13 protein-coding genes are annotated in these 18,755 nt (G+C 42.7%); 2 read left to right on the forward strand and 11 right to left on the reverse strand.

All coding sequences use genetic code 11. The features are described from left to right. Positions 1-26: 26 nt before the first annotated feature. Positions 27-788, reverse strand: coding sequence for a Bax inhibitor-1/YccA family protein (locus HXT45_RS05685; protein WP_421781596.1), 762 nt, complete (start codon positions 786-788; stop codon positions 27-29). 86 nt (positions 789-874) lie between these two features. Further along, positions 875-1,708 carry a GTP pyrophosphokinase gene (locus HXT45_RS05690; protein ID WP_421781597.1) on the reverse strand — a complete coding sequence of 278 codons (834 nt, stop codon included), beginning with the start codon at positions 1,706-1,708 and terminating at the stop codon, positions 875-877. 376 nt (positions 1,709-2,084) lie between these two features. Between HXT45_RS05690 and HXT45_RS05695 the strand changes: the two genes are divergently transcribed. Then, complete coding sequence (locus HXT45_RS05695) at positions 2,085-2,516, forward strand: nucleotidyltransferase family protein (protein WP_353938755.1); 432 nt, start codon at positions 2,085-2,087, stop codon at positions 2,514-2,516. Between the two features lie 171 nt (positions 2,517-2,687). Here the strand turns inward: HXT45_RS05695 and HXT45_RS05700 are convergent, their stop codons facing one another. The 7 genes from HXT45_RS05700 to HXT45_RS05730 all read right to left on the reverse strand — a co-directional run bounded on the left by HXT45_RS05700 (position 2,688) and on the right by HXT45_RS05730 (position 15,883). After that, complete coding sequence (locus HXT45_RS05700) at positions 2,688-3,698, reverse strand: class C sortase (RefSeq protein ID WP_421782327.1); 1,011 nt, start codon at positions 3,696-3,698, stop codon at positions 2,688-2,690. A 389-nt stretch (positions 3,699-4,087) separates the two neighbouring features. Beyond that, positions 4,088-5,737 carry a SpaH/EbpB family LPXTG-anchored major pilin gene (locus HXT45_RS05705; protein WP_421781599.1) on the reverse strand — a complete coding sequence of 550 codons (1,650 nt, stop codon included), beginning with the start codon at positions 5,735-5,737 and terminating at the stop codon, positions 4,088-4,090. 255 nt (positions 5,738-5,992) lie between these two features. Further along, positions 5,993-12,205 carry a Rib/alpha-like domain-containing protein gene (locus HXT45_RS05710; protein ID WP_421781601.1) on the reverse strand — a complete coding sequence of 2,071 codons (6,213 nt, stop codon included), beginning with the start codon at positions 12,203-12,205 and terminating at the stop codon, positions 5,993-5,995. A gap of 812 nt (positions 12,206-13,017) precedes the next feature. Then, a complete protein-coding gene (locus HXT45_RS05715) occupies positions 13,018-14,088 on the reverse strand; it encodes a nucleotidyl transferase AbiEii/AbiGii toxin family protein (RefSeq protein ID WP_115761678.1) in 1,071 nt (356 codons plus the stop codon). 9 nt (positions 14,089-14,097) lie between these two features. Next, positions 14,098-14,829: a DUF6577 family protein gene (locus HXT45_RS05720; protein ID WP_421781603.1), complete on the reverse strand. Its 732-nt coding sequence runs from the start codon at positions 14,827-14,829 to the stop codon at positions 14,098-14,100. A 254-nt stretch (positions 14,830-15,083) separates the two neighbouring features. Then, positions 15,084-15,521, reverse strand: coding sequence for a helix-turn-helix domain-containing protein (locus HXT45_RS05725; RefSeq protein ID WP_421781605.1), 438 nt, complete (start codon positions 15,519-15,521; stop codon positions 15,084-15,086). Positions 15,522-15,628: 107 nt separating this feature from the next. Next, on the reverse strand, positions 15,629-15,883 hold the full coding sequence (locus tag HXT45_RS05730; protein WP_032819133.1) for a DUF4160 domain-containing protein: 255 nt from the start codon (positions 15,881-15,883) through the stop codon (positions 15,629-15,631). Between the two features lie 326 nt (positions 15,884-16,209). Between HXT45_RS05730 and HXT45_RS05735 the strand changes: the two genes are divergently transcribed. Next, complete coding sequence (locus HXT45_RS05735; RefSeq protein WP_421782329.1) at positions 16,210-16,488, forward strand: DUF6725 family protein; 279 nt, start codon at positions 16,210-16,212, stop codon at positions 16,486-16,488. A 301-nt stretch (positions 16,489-16,789) separates the two neighbouring features. Here HXT45_RS05735 and HXT45_RS05740 read toward each other — a convergent pair whose 3' ends face one another. Next, entirely contained in the window at positions 16,790-17,629 is an 840-nt protein-coding gene (locus HXT45_RS05740; protein WP_421781607.1) for a ParA family protein, read from the reverse strand. 53 nt (positions 17,630-17,682) lie between these two features. After that, positions 17,683-18,735, reverse strand: a complete 1,053-nt coding sequence (xerD, locus tag HXT45_RS05745; protein ID WP_421781609.1) for a site-specific tyrosine recombinase XerD — start codon at positions 18,733-18,735, stop codon at positions 17,683-17,685. Positions 18,736-18,755 lie beyond the last annotated feature (20 nt).

Below are 18,755 nucleotides of genomic sequence, written 5' to 3' on the forward strand. Positions count from 1 at the left end.
TAGGAAAAAACGCGCAGGCTCCGCACCTAGTCGCGTCTATTCCCCAGTAACTCTAGCAAGTACACAAACATGTTGATGAAGTCCAAATAAAGATTAAACGCGCAAATAATCGAAACGCGCTTAATCATTTCTGGCTGATTAGCATACGCTTCAAAAATCGCACGAGTTTTTTGTGCATCGTAAGCCGTAAGACCTGCAAAAATCAACACCGCAATCGCAGCAATAAATCGCATAGTTCCAGCGCTTGGAGCAACAAACATAAGAATTACCTGGCTTACGCACAGCACCAACAAAGCCACCATAAGAATTGGGCCAGCCTTAAGCATATTCACTTTTGTAGTAAGCGCAAGCATTGTAAGACACAGGAAGAATCCAGCAGTTAAAGCCAAAACCATTGCAATAGAGCCTAGGCTAAACACAGTAAAGATCGTGCTAAGTGTAAAGCCTGTAAGTGCCGCATACGCATAAAAAAGCGCGCGAGCTGCCACAACACTCATTTTCATAACGCGCATTCCAAGCACAACAGCAAGCACCACTTGCGCAATAATAATGCCGAAGAAACCAAACCTACCCGTAGCATACAAGTAAGAGTAAAGCGCACCCGTACTTTGTGTAAACATTGCAACAAGCGTTGTGACGATTAGTCCAACGGTCATTTCTGCGTAAACTCGACGCACGCTCACGCGCTCAGCATGCTCGCGCACATAAGTAGCTTGCGAGTCTACAATTGTTGGGTTTTGCGCAAAATCGCCAGCATAATTGCCATTAAAATTTCCAAAATCTACCATATATCCTCCTAAATTCTTATTAAGTATCTAATTATAGTACATTTGTACGACTATGCGTGTCGAACAGATCAATATGTATTAGCTTGTCACGACTCAGGCGCATCCTCCACGCGCGGCGCACCATTAATATCGCGATGAATCCCCTGCATCTTCGCCTCAATGGCCTGCAAATTCTGCGCACACTCAAGCAGCGTCTTAGAATGCTCCGCCAACTTTGCGTCTGGCAAATCCGCCTTATAACGCAACGCGTGCTCCAAACTCGCCCAATAATCCATTGCAATTGTGCGGAATTGCACCTCAACAGGCGTGTAATGCGCGCCCGACGACAAAAACACTGGCACAGCGTAAATCACGTGCAAACTGCGGTACCCATTCGGCTTTGGGTTTTTAATGTAGTCCTTAACTTGCAGCACCTGAATATCCGTTTGCTTGGAAAGGTATTGCGCAACCGCGTACACGTCGTCACGATAGTTGCAAATTACGCGGATTCCAGCCACGTCGAACAGGTTGTCGCGAATCGAACGCGTTGATATGCTTAGGTTTCTGCGGCGCAGCTTCTCAAAAATCGAGTGCACGGATTTTAGTCGCCGCTCCATGTGATGCACGGGGTTGTGCGAAAATCGCACCTGAAACTCGCCGTCCAAAATCTCCAGCTTGGTGCTGATTTCGTACATCGCGCCTTCGTACACTTGCATCATGTTTACGAATTCGTCCATTTGCTCGGGCGGAAGATGCGGCGTTTCGCTTTTTATAGGTGATTTTTGCGCGGACTTTTCGTCGGCGGTTGCTTGCGACTTTTCCGCGGATTCCGCGGCTTCTGCATCTGTCGCAGAGGCGCCTTGCGCCCCACCATCACTAGCCCCTTGCAAGCTGGCGTAAAGTTCAGCCAAATTTAAACGATTATGACGATCAAGTATCACGTCTTTTTATTTTACTCGCAATTTTGCTATAAGTCTGATAATCGCCTGAGAATATGCGCGCTCGAAGCGAAAAGGTAGGTCCTATCGTTCGCAGCGCAGAAGCAGTGCTTCTGCCTTGAGCGGCTCAGCGCTCTATTCCTCGCGGCTATTAGTAGCCGCTCGGCTGATTTGGCGCATAAAGTCCACTGGACTTTATGCTTTAAGCCAAATCACGCTTTGAAAGAGTTTGAAACGCGTTATGCAATTTCAAGCTCAGTCAAAGCGCTTTTCGCGCTACGCTAGAAGCGAAAAGGCAGGTCGTCGCGCAAACGTATAAACTTATGTATAGGTATCATCAAGTCAAAATTAACAAATTATTTGGGCGTAAGGAGGAAAAATGGCAATTAGTGCAACAGCTGCAAATCCAGAGAAATCTGCGAAATCCGCGGAAATCTCAAAAAGCACAAAACTGGCTTACCCTCCTACCCTAACCCCGTCAATCGTACAAAAACTTTGTGCTCCAATCGCCCGCAGACTCGGCGTAAAATCGCTGTATTTATTCGGATCGGTTGCGCAAGGAACCACCAATCGCAACTCAGACGTGGATTTTATATACGAGCTGCAAAACGAATCGAGCTTAGAACGCGAAACCTCGCGAATTGTGCGAAAACAAGAGCTAATGCAATCACTCGCTGATTGCTTGGGCAGAAAAATCGACCTAGTTAACAAAAGTTACGTAACACAGCCGTTAGCGGACGAAGATGCGGAAATTCAACGAAAAGCGTTTGTAACAACGATTAACACAAAGCCAATATTCCAAATTGTGTGAATAGTCCGCTTTTTGTAGCTCAAAACCACATGTAGAGCTACATTTTCGGGAAATAGCACTAGCGCAGTTTAATCTCGCCACGCATCGTTCGCGCGTTACAGCGCGCGAACGTCTTCGCTTGCGTTGAAAGCACACCGTGCTTTCAACCTTAAGCAAGCCCAGCGCTCCGAATTACCTTTTCGCGCTACGCTCGAAGCGAAAAGGCAGGTCGTCGCGCAATATGTGCTTGCCGCGAATATCCCACTTGCGCCGCCTCTTGCCAGCCGCCGCCGTAATCATCATGGAAAGAATCGCAGCCGAGAATATCATAGCTATAACAAACAGCGTCATCCAAAGCGGCCACTGCACATGGTCCTCTGGCGCCGCAACAGGGTCTGGCAGCACGCGATACCCCGTAACAAGCAGCCTATGCGAGTTAATTCCATACGGCGTGCACGTAAGCAGCGTTGCCAAATCGCGCCCAGGCTCGCGCTGCAGCAGGCTTATGTCGTGCGGATCCACCACGTTTATGCGGAACACCTTGTATCGCAGGGTCTCGCCTTGCACATCAAGGTAAAAATAGTCGCCCTTTTTAAGGTCGGTTAGCGAGTCGAACATGGTTGCGTTCGGCAATCCCGTGTGAGCGGTTATCACGGTGTGTCGCCCCTTGCCGCCCACTGGCAAATCCGTGCCGTACAAGTGCCCAGCGCCTCGCGCCAGAGTATCTTGCAGCGTGCCGTGATAAATCGGCAGCTTTACGCCAATCTTCGGGATCTTTACAATGCCAATAATGCCCATCGGCTCCTCAAGCGTTTTAAGGTAGCGCTTGTACGCGGGCGTGTTAGTTATGCTTTCCTGGCCGTCGCCGCCGTACGGATCTCGCGTGAGCATGTCTTTGCGCGTTGCGTTATAGCGCTTTGCGTCGCGAATGTGCGCGCGCCGCACGTCGCCAGCCTGGTCGTGGTTGTACTTATCGTACGCAGTGGAAATCTCCTTGGAAACGTGATTATTCCACAGCGTTGAGCACACAGGGTAGCTAAAGCACAGAATTCCCGCAAGAACCAGCGCAATCGGCTCTATAATGCGCATCAGTGCGCTTTTCTTTTTAGTTATTTTTTTAGTTATTTTTTTAGTTGTTTTTTTAGTTGTTTTTTTAGTTGTTTTTTTAGTTGTTTTTTTAGTTTTAAGTGTATTTTGGTTTATATTTTGGCTTGAGATTGAGCGTGGAATTTGTTCTTCGGAAGCTTCCGACTTATCCGCTAGCAAATCACTCGCACCAGCCACACTGCTCGCGCCAGCCGCATTGGAGGTACGCTTCGCCTTATTTTTGAACAATTTAGCAACAGCGCGCGCACGCAATGAGCGGCACCAATTGCTAATATCGGCTAGCTTCATAACTCCTCCAAGCTCAAGCTATTGAATGAAAGATAATATTTGGTTTGATTTTGCTACAAACGCAATGAGATTTTGCACTTTTCTAGCTAAACAGGCCACATAGGATTGAGTCTAGGATTTTACTCCTAGACTCAATCGTTTATGGATTTAATCTTATAGACTCAATCACTTATGATTTGCTGATTATACTAAGCAAATCACGCAGCCTGCTCTTCTTCCTTCTTGCGATTCTTAAGGAATACGAACATACCAGAGCCTACAAGACCGAGGCCAATAAGCGCAAAGATAATCACGCCTGCAGCACCAGTCTTTGGAAGGTTGAACCAATTCTTGCCGCCATCAGGACCACCGTTTGGAAGATCCTTGAAGTTGTGAACATAAGCAGTAGTGAGACTCTCATTTGGAATGGTTACCTTGTCAACAGCTGGAGACAAAACGAATCCTTCTGGAGCCACGGTTTCCACAACGTAGAATTCTTGCCCAACCTTTGCCTTGAAAGCAGTAGTCAAACCAGTTTCAGGCGTTCCATTAGCATTGTTTGTAAAGCCCTTAGTAGACTTATTATCGCACTTTTCAGCAGGACGACTAGAATCAGCTGCACAGTTATCAGCATCCGTCTTATTAGCAAAGACAGCAAACTTAGCACCCTTAAGAGGAGACTTACCATCGGTTCCGTTAACCTTCTTAATCTGGAAGTCACGAAGAGTTACCTTAGAATTTGGATCTGGATTATCTGGATTTACAGGCTTTGGCTTCTTATCTTCAAGTGTAGTAGATGGATAGCCAGGCTGGAAGCCGTACTTGTTAATAAGTTCGCCAGCAGCAACTGTAGTCTTAAGAGTAAACTTAAGCTCAACAGTTAATTGTGAAGGCTTAGACTTATCAGCATCATTATTAAGCTTTTCTGCAATAACTTTGCGTCCGTCTTCAGTAAACTCTATCTTAATGCGACTACGGTTAGTGTCATTAGGAGTATCAACAACGCTAACGTTGTAATAAGTCTTACCATTTGCCGCTTTAAGATCCTTATCACCAATCTTCACGCTCTTAACAACATTAGTGTCGGAATCATAAGCAGATTTCAACGCGTCATCCCACACGGCAAAACCAGTAAAATCATCCTCTGTATATTTACCAGCTTCATGTGAAGTACTGGTCTTAACAGTAGTCGTAATGGTGTATGGCAATGTATCGCCACCGCCGACCATTGCAGACGTATCAGCTGTCTTGTGAATAGCATCAGCAGTGTATACGTTCTTAGGATCAACAGTTACATCGTACTTGTACTGGTTAGTTTTACCATCTTTGCTAGTAACTTCTGGAATCGTCATGAAGAATGGGCTAGAAAGTAGCGCATAATCTTTAGCGGCTTGAGTTTCAACAACCTTGTACAAGCCGATTTCAAGGTTAGGGAACTTTGCAACACCACTATTATTAGTTGCCTGCTCTGTAGAACCAGCATCAAGAGTAATTTGATCGGCATTGTTGAGATCTGGTGTTTTGTTGAGTGTATCAACCATAGCAGCAACATTTAGCCAATTAGAATATTCTTTAAGGTTAACATCTTTTTTATTAAGCGTAAGAACCTTGTAAACCTTAAACTTTGCACCTTCTACAGGAGTCTTTTTGGCCTGTTTACCACTTGTTGAGTCAATTTCATCCCTGTACTTGGTAATGGTAATAGAACCCTTTTTGTTGGATTCAAGAGTCGTATCCCATGGAGCCTTTTCTGGAGTACTAGCCGCCCAAGCGGAGCTGCCAGCAACCACGGCGCCAGCAACGCACAGCGTGCCAGCCATCGCGAGCGAGGCCACCGCGGCCACGCACTGCTTTGTTATCTTATTCATATTTTCTCCTTGTTTGTTTTGTTCTTGCGAACACTTTGAGAGATATGTGTTATGTTTTGTGTTGCGCACGGTCGGCGGAGTCATCGCAAAGCCGCATGAACTCTGTCGGCGGCTACGATTTGCGCCGCGCGCAGCAAGATTAAATCCGAACCATGCTTCGGCATAATTGTCGTTACTATGTAACGCAACTACGTAACGCCATTGCCGACATATGGAACGTTGACACTGCAGTTTTTAAGCTGCAGAAAATTTTCATCAGCATCGCCACCTTTCGCTACGTCGCCTTAAAGCGCGAAGCTTTTTGGCAGTTTTGCGGATAAAAGCTTTAATTTTCACATTGCGCATCAGTGTCTCGCGCAACAACGCCTTACGCAGCAACGCCTCCAGCATCGCGCGCCCCCACTTGGTCTGGTCAAGGAAGAATCCAGCCGCCATAGCGCCCGTGCCAAGCACGCACACAACGCTCATCACCATGTTCCAGTTCACGCAATCTTCCCCACCTGTCTTTGGCAGCTTAAATTGTTCGACCACGTGTACTTTGAAGGATATGCGATCCCAGTCTCTAGATTGCGCTACGCCAGCAAGTTTTACATTCCACATATCGGTTGATGAATAACTACCATCATTCTGAGGAATACCATCTTTAACAGCTTGATTAAAAGCAGTAAGCGCATTATCTTTCAGTGCAAAAACAGAGCAAACATACGTTCCAGTCTCTTTTGGAGCACCTTCGATTTCTTCTTCCCTGCGAGCGGTTGAACTTTCCACACTTCCTGCCTGAGTATTATTCGCATTCAGCATTCCATACAAAACATGGTCAGCAGAACAATTTCCATTTTCTCTACAATCTTTCTGCTGAGATTCGGTCGCAAAAGTCCATTCAGGAGTGTTTTCGCCATAATCATGACCCAAATGCATGTTCAATGTATCCTCAAGTCCGCGACTCCACTTATTCGTGTTGTCTTTTGAACACATCATACGTAGATGAATCTTGGTCTTATTTTTTACGCTCCAAGCTTGTACAAACGGATTTCTAATAAGACCAATGCCTTTCATAACAGTAAGATCATTACTACCATTAAGCACACTGTTAGTATCTTTAGATTTAGTTAGACTCATTCGCAAATCGTTACCGCTATAGCCCAAATCAGTTACTTTAACTGGAGCATACACAGGGTTCATAGTATTAGTTGCATTATCATCATGCTTAAACTGGTTATTGCCAGCATCTGGATCTTCTGATGTAGAACCATCTGGATAATGCACAACAACATGTGTCTTATAGTGGTCTTTTGGAGTAACAGTTACGTCTGGATGGAATGTAACATTACCATACCTAGAGCCTGCACCTATTCCAGTATCATTACCATTGTGATTAAGCGGATTGTTATTATCTCTAGGAGCATTACTATCCTTCTGACCATTCTTCCAGAATGACCAATCATATGCGTCTTCAGATGAAGATGCAGCACTACCGTCATCCTTCTTCAACTCAAACCACGTACCGTCAGGGAACGATACACTGTCTGATATAGCTCCATACGCAAGCGACTTAGTATTTACATGCTTCCCAGTTGGCTTCTTATTCTTTGGCAAACCAGATTGTACTTCATCACCAGCTCGAACATTTACTTTATCATACACAGGATTGTAGTTGTGAGCTTGAGTGTGAATGTGGATTGGTATTGTGCGAGAGTCATAATCGACACCTTTTTTAGCCTTAACAATGTTATTGCCACTGCCACTAATATTCCACTGGAAATCTCTTAAAGGATCAGTATTATTTTTACTTGCATCTTTGTTAAGTTTTTTTACTGCATTATCAAAGTTAGTAAGCAAATTATTAGTATCTTTACTGAACTGCTTCTCTTTAATCGCGTACACTACACACTCGTAGTCGCCAGTTTCCTTTGCAGTACCCTTAATCCATCCGCGAGTACGCTCGGTAGTTTTTTGCGAATTACCGTTAGAAATATAGTCGTCGTATAAATGCTTAACTTCACATTCATTGCTATTTTCTTCGCATTTCTTCTGCTTTTCAGGATCTTCAGTATGATCCCACTTTTCTACATTTTGCATGGTAATTCCAGCAATGCCACCAGATTGATAATGAGACTTAGTGCCATCTGGATTATTCCTATAGCAAATAGTGCGCAGGTTAATTTTACCAGGCTTATACTGTGACCATGAATCAAGCCAACGACCCTTACTATTATTAACTGTAAGTTCCTCGTTCTTACTAAGGTTAATCGTAGGATCATTCCAATTACCGCCACCTTCACGATCACTTACATTCAGGTGTAGATTATTAGCATCTTCATCATGAGAACGAAGTACGTTAACTGAAGCAAAGACTGGCTTACCGTTGTTACCAGAATCAGAATCTTCTGATGTAGAACCATCTGGATAATGCACAACAACAGGAGTTTGATCTGGATTATTCTCACTTGTAGCAGGGAACCACTTGTGCGGACGGAATGTTACTTTACCATATAATCCATCTTTGCTTTTAGCTGAATTATTATTATCAGTATTATTTTGCCCATCTTCAAAGAACGAATAACTCAATGGAGGTTTATGAGCATATCCTTTATACATCTTAAACTCAAACCAAGTACCTTCAGGAAGTTCTCCTTCCTGAACCTCACTCTGGTTAAGTGTTGCTTTGTTAGCATCACGAGCACTCTTTGGACGTTCTGATGTTTTCTTAGTACCAGCCTCCATAGTAATGGTCTCATACTTAGGGTTGTAGTAGTGAGCGTCCGAGTGTACGTGAATTGGGAATGTTACAGAGTCCCAATCAACGTGTCTTTGAGTGCTATTCTGAGGATTTGTTTTATCTTGCTTATCTGTTAATACTCCTTTAACAACATCTTCAAACTTACGGTCACCAGGTTTCTTTACAAATTCATTTACAGCCGTATCAAACTTTTTTTGTAATTCACCATTTTTTCCATTGTATTTAAGTTCTTTAATAGCGTACACAGTGCACACAAAGTCGCCATTATCTTTCACTTTGCCGTGCAGCCATCCCCAAGTGCGAGCAGTAGTATCATTCTCATTACCATATAAGTAATGTTTCGTATCACACTGTTTTTTATCTTTACAATCCTTTTTTTGCTGCTCTGTAGCTATCTTCCATTGAGAAGTTTTACCACCTACAGCATTAACCAAATCACCATCGTAGACATTTTTTCTACCTGCAAGCTTCAAACCGTTTATTCCATCAAGTTCATAACTTTCAGGCTTACCAGTTTGCCTATTCTTTTTATAGCAGAGCATTCTCTGGTAAATAGTTCCTTGTTTCTTGCTTGACCAAGAATCAAAGAACATTGGTTTAGTATCATTACTGCCATCGCCTAACGTTTCACCCTTACGGAAGCGCACACCATTCCTATCATTATCTTTAATAAGTCGTCCGCCATGAGTTTTACTATCATAAACTTTCAACTTCAAATCATCATCTGCAACTTCTGTAAGAGTTACAGAGACAGGAGCGTAAATCGGCTTTCCGAGATTACCAGAATCAGAATCTTCCGACGTGGAGCCGTCTGGATAATGCACAATTACAGGAACTAAATAATCTCTTGCTTCTGTAGTCTTTTCTGGTTTAAACGTAATCTTTCCATACCTTTTATCAGTAGTTTTATCTTTTGCCTCATTACTACCATTTTTCTTATTGCTCTGATCTGCTTCAAAATTCGACCAAACAGGCTTTTCTCTAGAATCTTTATGCTTAGAATACTTTTTAAGCTCAAACCATGTGCCTTTTGGCAAATATGTTCCGTCTTGCACTAAATCCTTTTGGCTTTGATCATCAGCTGCAACACCATTGGCACCAGTTTGGCTTACTGGAGCAGCATTCATTACACCTTCTGTATTACCAGCTTGTACACTTACCTTCGTGTACTGCGGGTTATAATAATGCGCGTCAGAGTGAACCTTAATTGGCACAGTTCTAGATGTATAATCAACACCTTCTCTTAGACCATTGAAAGTATTTGTATTAATGATATTAGTAGCAGAACCGTCTGAGCTTTCAATCTTGGAATCTTTTTTCTTTGCCTCTTCAAATTTCTTCAAAGCATTAGGTTTCAAAGCATACACAGTACACTGATAATTGCCAATCTTTGTTGGTTTTCCTTTAATATGGCCACGCGTACGCTCCATGGTATTGCCTGTGCTATCAAATAATTTGTTTGCTGCACAACCCTGACCATTTCGACACTTTTCCTGTTCTTCATCAGTTGCATGCTGCCAAGGTGTATCACCTTCTATTTTTATGCCATTAATACCGTTAAGATGATACTTCAAACTCATAGGATTCGTAGTATCAGCGCACACAGAACGAATACTAATATCTCCAGGCTCACGTACAGACCAAGAATCTATCCATGGCTGTGGAGTAACATCACGATTCTTGCGGAATACGAATCCATTGGTGTAATCAATCTCTTGACCATTTTGGTTCTTATGAATATGGAGCTGCAAGTCACCTGATTCAGAAGCATCTCTAGTGACTATTACAGGGGCATTAACTGGATTACCATTATTACCAGAATCACGATCCTTTGAAGTTGAGCCATCAGGATAATACACAACTACAGGTCTATTTTCAGGCTGATTAGGTTTAGAAGCAGGAACCCACTTATTTGGGTGGAAGGCAACAACACCAGTTGACTCATTCTTAATCTTTGCCCATGTTGGTGGATTCTGATAATCATTATAAGTTTCTGCTCTGAAACTAGTGCCAGATGGGAATGCTTTGCCTCCCCTATCCCTAGGAGAATTAGAATCTTTACCTTCACCAGCTTTTACTGTAGTAGTGTCGTAGTACGGATTATACAGTGAGGCTTGCGAAACTACATGAATGTCAACACCCTTTACTTTAACAATTGAATTGTTCATTTTACAATTGTTAGGTCTAGGATCAGGATAGTTTATTTGAACTTCAAAATGTATAGTTTTACCTCTATCAGAAGTCTTAGGACTATACTTAACCTCGCCTGTTTTTGGATTAATATACGCCTCGCCAGGTTTTATATTATTAGGACTATTAGTTCTTGTAACACCGGGCGGAAGAATCTCTTTATTTCCTAATTCATTCTTTTTAAACGTAAATTCTATTCCAGCATCAGTTGGAATCATCTCAGACGTATTTCTGCCGCTATGACTTGGCATGTCCTTGTAATATTTGAAGTCGCCGTAATATGAATCGCCAACCCACTCACCAGTGTTGATATAAGGCTTTACGGAAGTAACTTCACCGTAAACAGCGTCATTTTTAGACTTCTTTGGGAATTGGATATCATCATTATTTTTAGGATTTAAACCATACTTAAACTCTTCCAAGTCTGGTATGCCGTCACCATCGTGATCATATGGACCAAAAACTGTAAACTTGTGCTTATCTCCTCTGTAGGAAATCCAACCTGCCATAAAAGGTAACTTATAAGGATCAACGCCTTCTTCAACTTCTGCAGTAACAATCCAGCGAATAGAATCTGCATCGTTATCTTGTTCCCAAGATTTCAATAATCTACCAAAATCACCAGCTCTACGCCATGTATCGACTTCACATGTTGCATCTGTACCTAAACCACATTTTTCAACAGATGCTTTCCAGAAATTCTCATAATCAGAATCACCCGGTAAGCGCGTAGCATTACTACCACCATTAAACTCGCCTGGTGTTTGATCTTTGCCTCGTACTTCCCACTTAAACTTGTTGCCCCCAGCACCACCGATAACAAATCCTGTACGATACCTTGTAATTCTTATGCTATTATCTTTGATGTTTTTTGGAAGAATAAGGTAAAAATCAGGTCTACCACCATACGCATGTCCAAAATTGTCAGCATTACACACTACATTTGGATTTTCTATTTTTTTAATTCTGCATCCATTTGCGTTAAAAAGAACATTCCAAGTGATGGTCGTTTTTTTCTTTCCATTAACGGTTACCGTATTTATATCTGGCGGCTGAACATCGAAATCCCTATATACATCATAACTCGCAACAGAGTTAGGAGAAATATATCCATTACCAATGTAATCCCAACTAACATTAGCTGCATTAGCTTCTTTTAGCGGCGGCACGATGAGCATGGTTACTATGGTGGCAAAGGTGACAATTATTGCGAGAATCGAGTTTTGCAAGATATGCGATTTTCTTGCTGTTTTACCTACGTATGAGCCTAATGAATCATTCTCAGATGATGAAGAATATGAGGAAGAAGATGATGAAGAATTTACTTGCATATTTGAGTACGAATAAATTGGCGCACTGTGGTAATCGGAATCTGGGCGCGTTGAATAGGTAGAGTCAGAACCAGCAGGCGCATCTGCCACGCTATTCGCATTGTCAGTATCGCTCACAGAAAAAACCTTCTGCGCAATACGGCACACGCGAGATGTGAAACGAGCAAACTTTGCAGGTAACATAATCGACTCACCTTCGATTGTCATTTTTGGCTAGTTTGTACATCCTAGCCATTTTCGGCTATTGCATAAGCAACACCCTGCTTTTACACGAATCCCAAAATTGGGCAGAATACTACACGTGTATCCAGTACAGAAGTACTAAGAGCATTCAAATACATGAACTAGCATTTAGCAATCGCAACATTTACACAACGCTTAATGCAATTCCACATGTGAGCACAACAATAAAGCAGCAGAACGCGCAGCTTTACTAAAGTACTCAAGCAAAAGCATTTAGCAAATATACCCCCCCCCCCAGAACGAATTGCAAGTTAAAACCTCTACAAATTGCGGAGTGCGTAAAAGTTTTTATAATGATTGGCTTTTGCAAAAAAATCTATTGAATACTAGATAATAACCGAATACTTTTATGCAGTAGGTGAAGTGTTTTTTGTGACCCGCGTGTCGCGAAAACCACAACATCTTGTGGTTTGACATGCCATTAACCACAAGCCGCTGACCACAAGCCGCTAACCACAAGCGCGCTGGTCCCCCAAGCGCCCTACCGCAAGTCGCTAGCAATGTAGTGCGATTGTACCGAATTTCAGCATTTTTTAATACAAACGCACTACACAAACACACAAAACCGTAGTGCGTTTGTACCGAATTTCAGCGTTTTGTCGCTCGCGCAGGTTAGCTGCGCTCACGTCTTCGCCACACGTAAAGTCCACTGGGCTTTACGTTTGAGCGGCTCAGCGCTCCGAATTGCCTTTTCGCGCTACGCTTTAAGCGAAAAGGCAGGTCGTCGCGCAAACGCACTACATCAAAGCGAAAAGGCAAGTCGTCGCGCACGCGGTCTATAAAATGCTCTCGTTATACAGCCCAACATCATTTAACATTTGCAACGCTTCAATCATATAAACATACGCCAATGGATTAGCGTTTCGAATACTACTAATCTTCTTCATACCACTTATTTTCAAACACACATCTCTGTATTCATCTGGATTTGTAATACGTTTGAAAACAGTTTTGCCAGTTAAAATGCATGCAGCAAGATACATTACTTCGCTAGCATAAATACAAGCATTCTCGCCATTGATTCTTTCGGAAAAAACATGACCCTTAATAGCATTTATACCTAAAGAAAAACTCTCATAATCATTTGAATTTACAGAACCTCTGCCCATAATACAAATGCAACTATCAATAGTATCTTTTAAGCAATCCGATGAACTAATACTAAGATTCCTATACTCAAGCTCAATCTGAGAAACTCTGTTATAGGATTTAACTACTAAGTTGTAATCGTCCATTTCTTGTATAAGCGTCCAACAATCAAACAATTGCTTTATAACCTCTAACTCCTTGCCGTCGCCTAAAAGAATGCCAGTAGTATGAGGTGCAAACGCAGTGAGTTTATCTCCTAAAATACAATTTTTATTAGGAACATTTACAATAAGATTGTTATTATCGCTTAAAAGGAACTTATTCTCAATTGGATATTTAACTATATCTTCGTATGGATTATTCTCAAACAAGACATCTAACAGCACGTTAATATCTTTACCAGTTCTTGGAGAAAGAAAATGGAATCTAAAATGACGCTTTTCTATGTTACGAGAGCTTTCTCGAATATTCTCTTCTACACTTATAAACGGGAATATTTTCCCAGCTTTTTCAATATAAGCATCAATATCTGTATTCGGATTAACAATAATATCAATATCAGTGCTTAAACGCTTTGGAGAATTAAGCATAACTAAAAGAGACGTTCCGCCCTTAAATATAAAGGGAAGACCAACTTTAGCAATCGCCTCAAGCAAACCAAAAGCAAAAACAGTTCTCTCTAATATAGAAGGATCAGATTTCGTTTCAGCCCTAAGCCTAGAGATGTGTTCTGCTGTAAAATTTTCTTTAAGAAACATAACCACCTTCTATCCTTCTAGGTACTTTACGAGCATATTCCTGCGATTACGCCTTGCTGCATATCTAAGCATTCTCACTTTATCGAGAAGATATACACTTTTAGCCTGCGCAATAACATCACTAAATTCAGCGATACTATAAGTTGTAGATATTAATTTATCCGATAACATATCAACAAGAATTTTCTCTAAGGTTATTGAATGAAAATCAGTTGACAAATAAGAATCCGCTGCAAAAACTGGAGATTCAGATATTATATCTGTTACAACAATACAATCTTTTGACCAATACAAATCAAATTCTTTTTTACTAGGATTATACATAACATTTTTATATCCAGCTTCTTGAAGAAATCGAAAAACATATATACTGCTTTCTTTCTCAACTTGCAAAAAAATTGTATTTTGAGCAACTAAATGATTCAAAAAATCATTCATTAAAACTGTTTCAAAGACTGTAAAAAGAACGCGGGGATATTTTCTAGCAATAACCTTTATTAATTTAATAGCCTTATTGGAATAATCTGGATAATACTGTTTTTTGCGAGAAGCTTCTGGCAGACTATACGAATCATACCCAAGCCTAAGCAATTTTCCATTGCGAACTAAAGACGATATAGACCAATGATAAGTACTATTTGACATATTTGACTTCAACGATTTAAGCTTGCTCACTAATTCCCCATGAGAATAAGTTCTGCTTGCACCAATTTCGTCAAGCACTTCTTCATACCACTTCATGTTTTTATTGCCCTCTTCCCTCTTATAAAAACACTATAACACACATCGGCAAATCTTATAGTTTTTTGCCGATATCTAGTTACTATTTATCTAGTATTTCATCTATTAATCATAAAGTCAATATTCAAATGTAAATACCGTATAGAGCACGAAAGATAATAACAAAATATAAAAAGACAACACTTGCTAAAGACAGCAACATGTCGCTATACAAACGCACTACATAAAATCGTCAATTGACGCACTTTGTAGCTCTAAGCACCAACTTGATTCCCATACTCTCGTACCATCGCACTACGAGTAACAACCCACTGCTTACCGTATTTTTGAGCATCAACGCCCTTAACAAGCTTCTTATACGACACCGCTTTTCTAAGAGTCGACTCGCTTAAATTCCACAAATCGCTCGCATCCGCAAAAGACATTAAATTGTCAAATGGCGTTTTAATCTGCTTGCCATTGTTCCACAACTCATCGCAAGAAACATCTAAATCATCATTCCAAATAATGCCATATCCGCCTGTATCCACAACAACCTTATTAAACAACTCTTCGTCTTCCAATGCTTTGAACGCTGAAAACTTGCGCAGCAGATTATGAACATCGTATTCTTTAACAATTCCGTTTACAAAATGCACGAGGAGCCTCATATTTGCGCACGCTTTTACATCTTTAATCTTGTGGAAATTCATATTTTCTCCTTTGTTGCACTTATCGCCTAGCTAATATTGCTGCCTCAAATGTGCTTTAACGCACTAATTTTTTAGTACTTTATCAACTTGCTAGCTAACTACACATATCAACTTAGCGGTTCTATCTTCTTAAATTCTTGAGTATTCCACATAAAAATCAACTCATCTTTATGAACTGTCATCCACTCAATCACCATGCACTCTGCGCGCTTTGGCAAATATCCGTCAATTACTTTGCACAATTGAATATCTAAAGCAGCAACATAATTACCATAGATAGCATGAATATGCGGCGGATTATGCTCTGCACTGGCAAAATACATTCGTATAACAATCCCATAAAACCTTGAAATTACAGGCACATTCACCCCTCTTTCTTTTTCTGATTTCTCTTTTACGAATTAAACCATATTGATAATTATATCACGATACAGTGATATTTGATGTATGCCGACTTTGTGGCGCAAAACCACAAAATCAACAACAAAAAGCGGAAATATCGCTCGCGCGTTACAGTGCATTGCAAAACGTTACGAGTTTGATAGCACTACGATACAATTAACAAAGTCAAAGCAAAACACACAGCAAATAACACGAAGACACAAATAACACGGAAGGCAGCACTACGATTAGCTTAATTAGGCGGCAGATTCTGCCAGAGTTTATACCAGTTGGCGCGCGAATTGTGGTGCGAACATACAAAATCGCGCAATTAGGCGGCGGCGAAAGATTGCAAAACGCTGGCAGCGCACAAGAAACCGACGGCAGCGCACAAACAACCACTGGCAGCACGCAAAAAATTGAATACCACGACGCTATCGGCCACGTAATCAGCTGGGACGGAGCAACATTGCACCTTATGCGCGACGCAGCAGCAAACGGAAGCCGACCCGAGCAAGAAATGTTCATCGACGCGCACACAATCGTAAGGCTAAAGCCAATACCCGAGCGCAAACATCGCAGCTAATCTGCGCGACGACCTGCCTGAGCGCTTAAAGCGTAGCGCGAAAAGGCAATTCGTAGCGCTGAGCAGCTCAAGGCAGAAGCACTGCTTCTGTGCTGCAAAGCGCTTTGACTGAGCTTGAAATTGCATAACGCATTTCAAGCTCAGTCAAAGCGTGATTTGGCTTAAGGCATAAAGTCCAGTGGACTTTATGCCTTAAGCCAAATCAGCCGAACGGCTACTAATAGCCGTGAGGAATGGCGCGTTGTAACGCGCGAACGATTCGACGCACTTTGTAGCTCTAATTAGCATTTTGAGCAAAAAATTACGCAACCACGCCGTTAGAAATCAGCTCGCGCGCAACCTCGCGATACTCCTTAGCAGTCTTATGCTCAGGAGCAAAAATCGTAATCGGAACCGCCGCAACAGTAGAATCTGGCAGCTTAATCGAACGCGAAATAACAGAATGCAACACGCGCCCTTGGAAAGCCTCGTAAATCCTTTGCAAAACCTCTTCGCTGTGCAAAGTGCGCGTAAACATGGTAACGAGCACGCCAAACACTTGCAAATCTGGGTTAATTCTGTGCTGCACTTTTTCAATCGACTGCATAAGCAGCGCCACACCTCTAAGCGCAAAGAACTCCGCAGCAACAGGAATAATCACGCCATCCGCCGCCGTAAGCGCGTTGACGGTAAGCAAGCCGAGCGAAGGCTGGCAGTCAATAATAATAACGTCGTATTCGTTACGAACTTTGCGCAACACGCCAGCCAAAATCTGCTCGCGACCAACCTCGGTAACAAGCTGAACCTCGGCTGCCGAAAGATCAATGTTTGCAGGCATAACATCAATGTTTTCTGTGGCAGTGTGGCGAATCACATCGTGCACGTCTACAGAAGAATCAAAAAGCGCCGTGTAAACAGTGTTGTCAAGCGCGTTCGCATTAATCCCAAGCCCCACCGTTGCAGCGCCTTGCGGATCGAAGTCAACAATTAAAACGCGCCTACCGTATTGACTCAGCGCACCAGCGATATTGATGGAGCTGGTAGTTTTACCAACGCCACCCTTCTGGTTACACATAGCAATAATGCGCGCAGAACCGTGCGTTGTAAGCGCATCGGGCGCGCGGAAAGTCTCATATTCGCGTCCAAGTAAATCAGTAGGCATACGCTCCAGTCTATCAAAAGGTATGTTCAGTGGATTTGCGCGTCTACGTGTAGCTACCTTGCGCGCGGATGGCTCATCACATACGCCTCCATAAGCGCGGCTGGACTTATATGTGTGTAAATTTGCGTTGTTGTAACGGATGCATGGCCAAGCAGCTCCTGCACTGTGCGCACGTCTGCGCCGCCCGAAATCAGGTGCGTTGCAAAGGAGTGACGAAGCGTGTGCGGATGCAATTCTTTGCCGATTTTTGCCATCTTACCAGCGTGCGAAATCGCCTCCCACGCGGATTGGCGAGACAGCGATTTGCCGCGTTTGTTTAGGAAAATCATGTGAGAATTTGCGGATTTTGATGATGAGTTTACTTGCGACTTTGCGGCTGCTTGCGACTTTTGCGCGCGGCTTTCAAGAATCGGCCTAGCTTTATCTAAATAATCGCGCAACGCACTAACCGCGCACTTTCCAATCGGCACAAGCCTCTGCTTTTGCCCTTTTCCGCTAAGTCGCACAACCGATTCCGCTAAATCAATATCCTCAAATTTTAGGCCAACCGCCTCGCTAACGCGCGCGCCCGTAGCGTACAAAAATTCCACGAGCGCACGGTCTCGCAGCGAGACGGCATCTGTGCTACCAAAGCCGCCAGCAGCATCGATTACGCGCTCAACTTCGCTAATGCTGAGCACGTCCGGAAGATGTTCTGACTGCTTTGGCGCTTTGACTTCTACAGAAGGGTCGCTTGCGATTTGCGCGTTGGAAAGCATGAATTTGTTCCACTCGTGGATGCTTGCGATTCGCCGCGCAATCGTGCGAGGGCCTAAGTTTTGCGCTGCCATTGCTTGTGATGACATTGCGCGCACGTATTCTTCGATGTCTAGTTGCGTGATTTTGCTAACATCGTTGATTTTTCGGGCTTCGCGCAGCCAGTTCGTGTATTTTGTAAGATCCGACTCGTATGCTTCAACGGTTTTTGGAGAAAGCCCGCGCTCCACGCTTATGTGGTTTAGAAACTGCTGGATTTTTGGGGAAAATGGCGATTGTTGCGATTGATTTGCATGCGATTGGTTCGATTGGTCAGTGCTCGGTTGATGCGGTTGCTGCGATTCGGTCATATGTTAATTATATGCCGCTC

Origin of the sequence: Gardnerella sp. DNF01199S (genome assembly GCF_049244155.1) — a bacterium.
Lineage (GTDB): Bacteria > Actinomycetota > Actinomycetes > Actinomycetales > Bifidobacteriaceae > Bifidobacterium > Bifidobacterium piotii.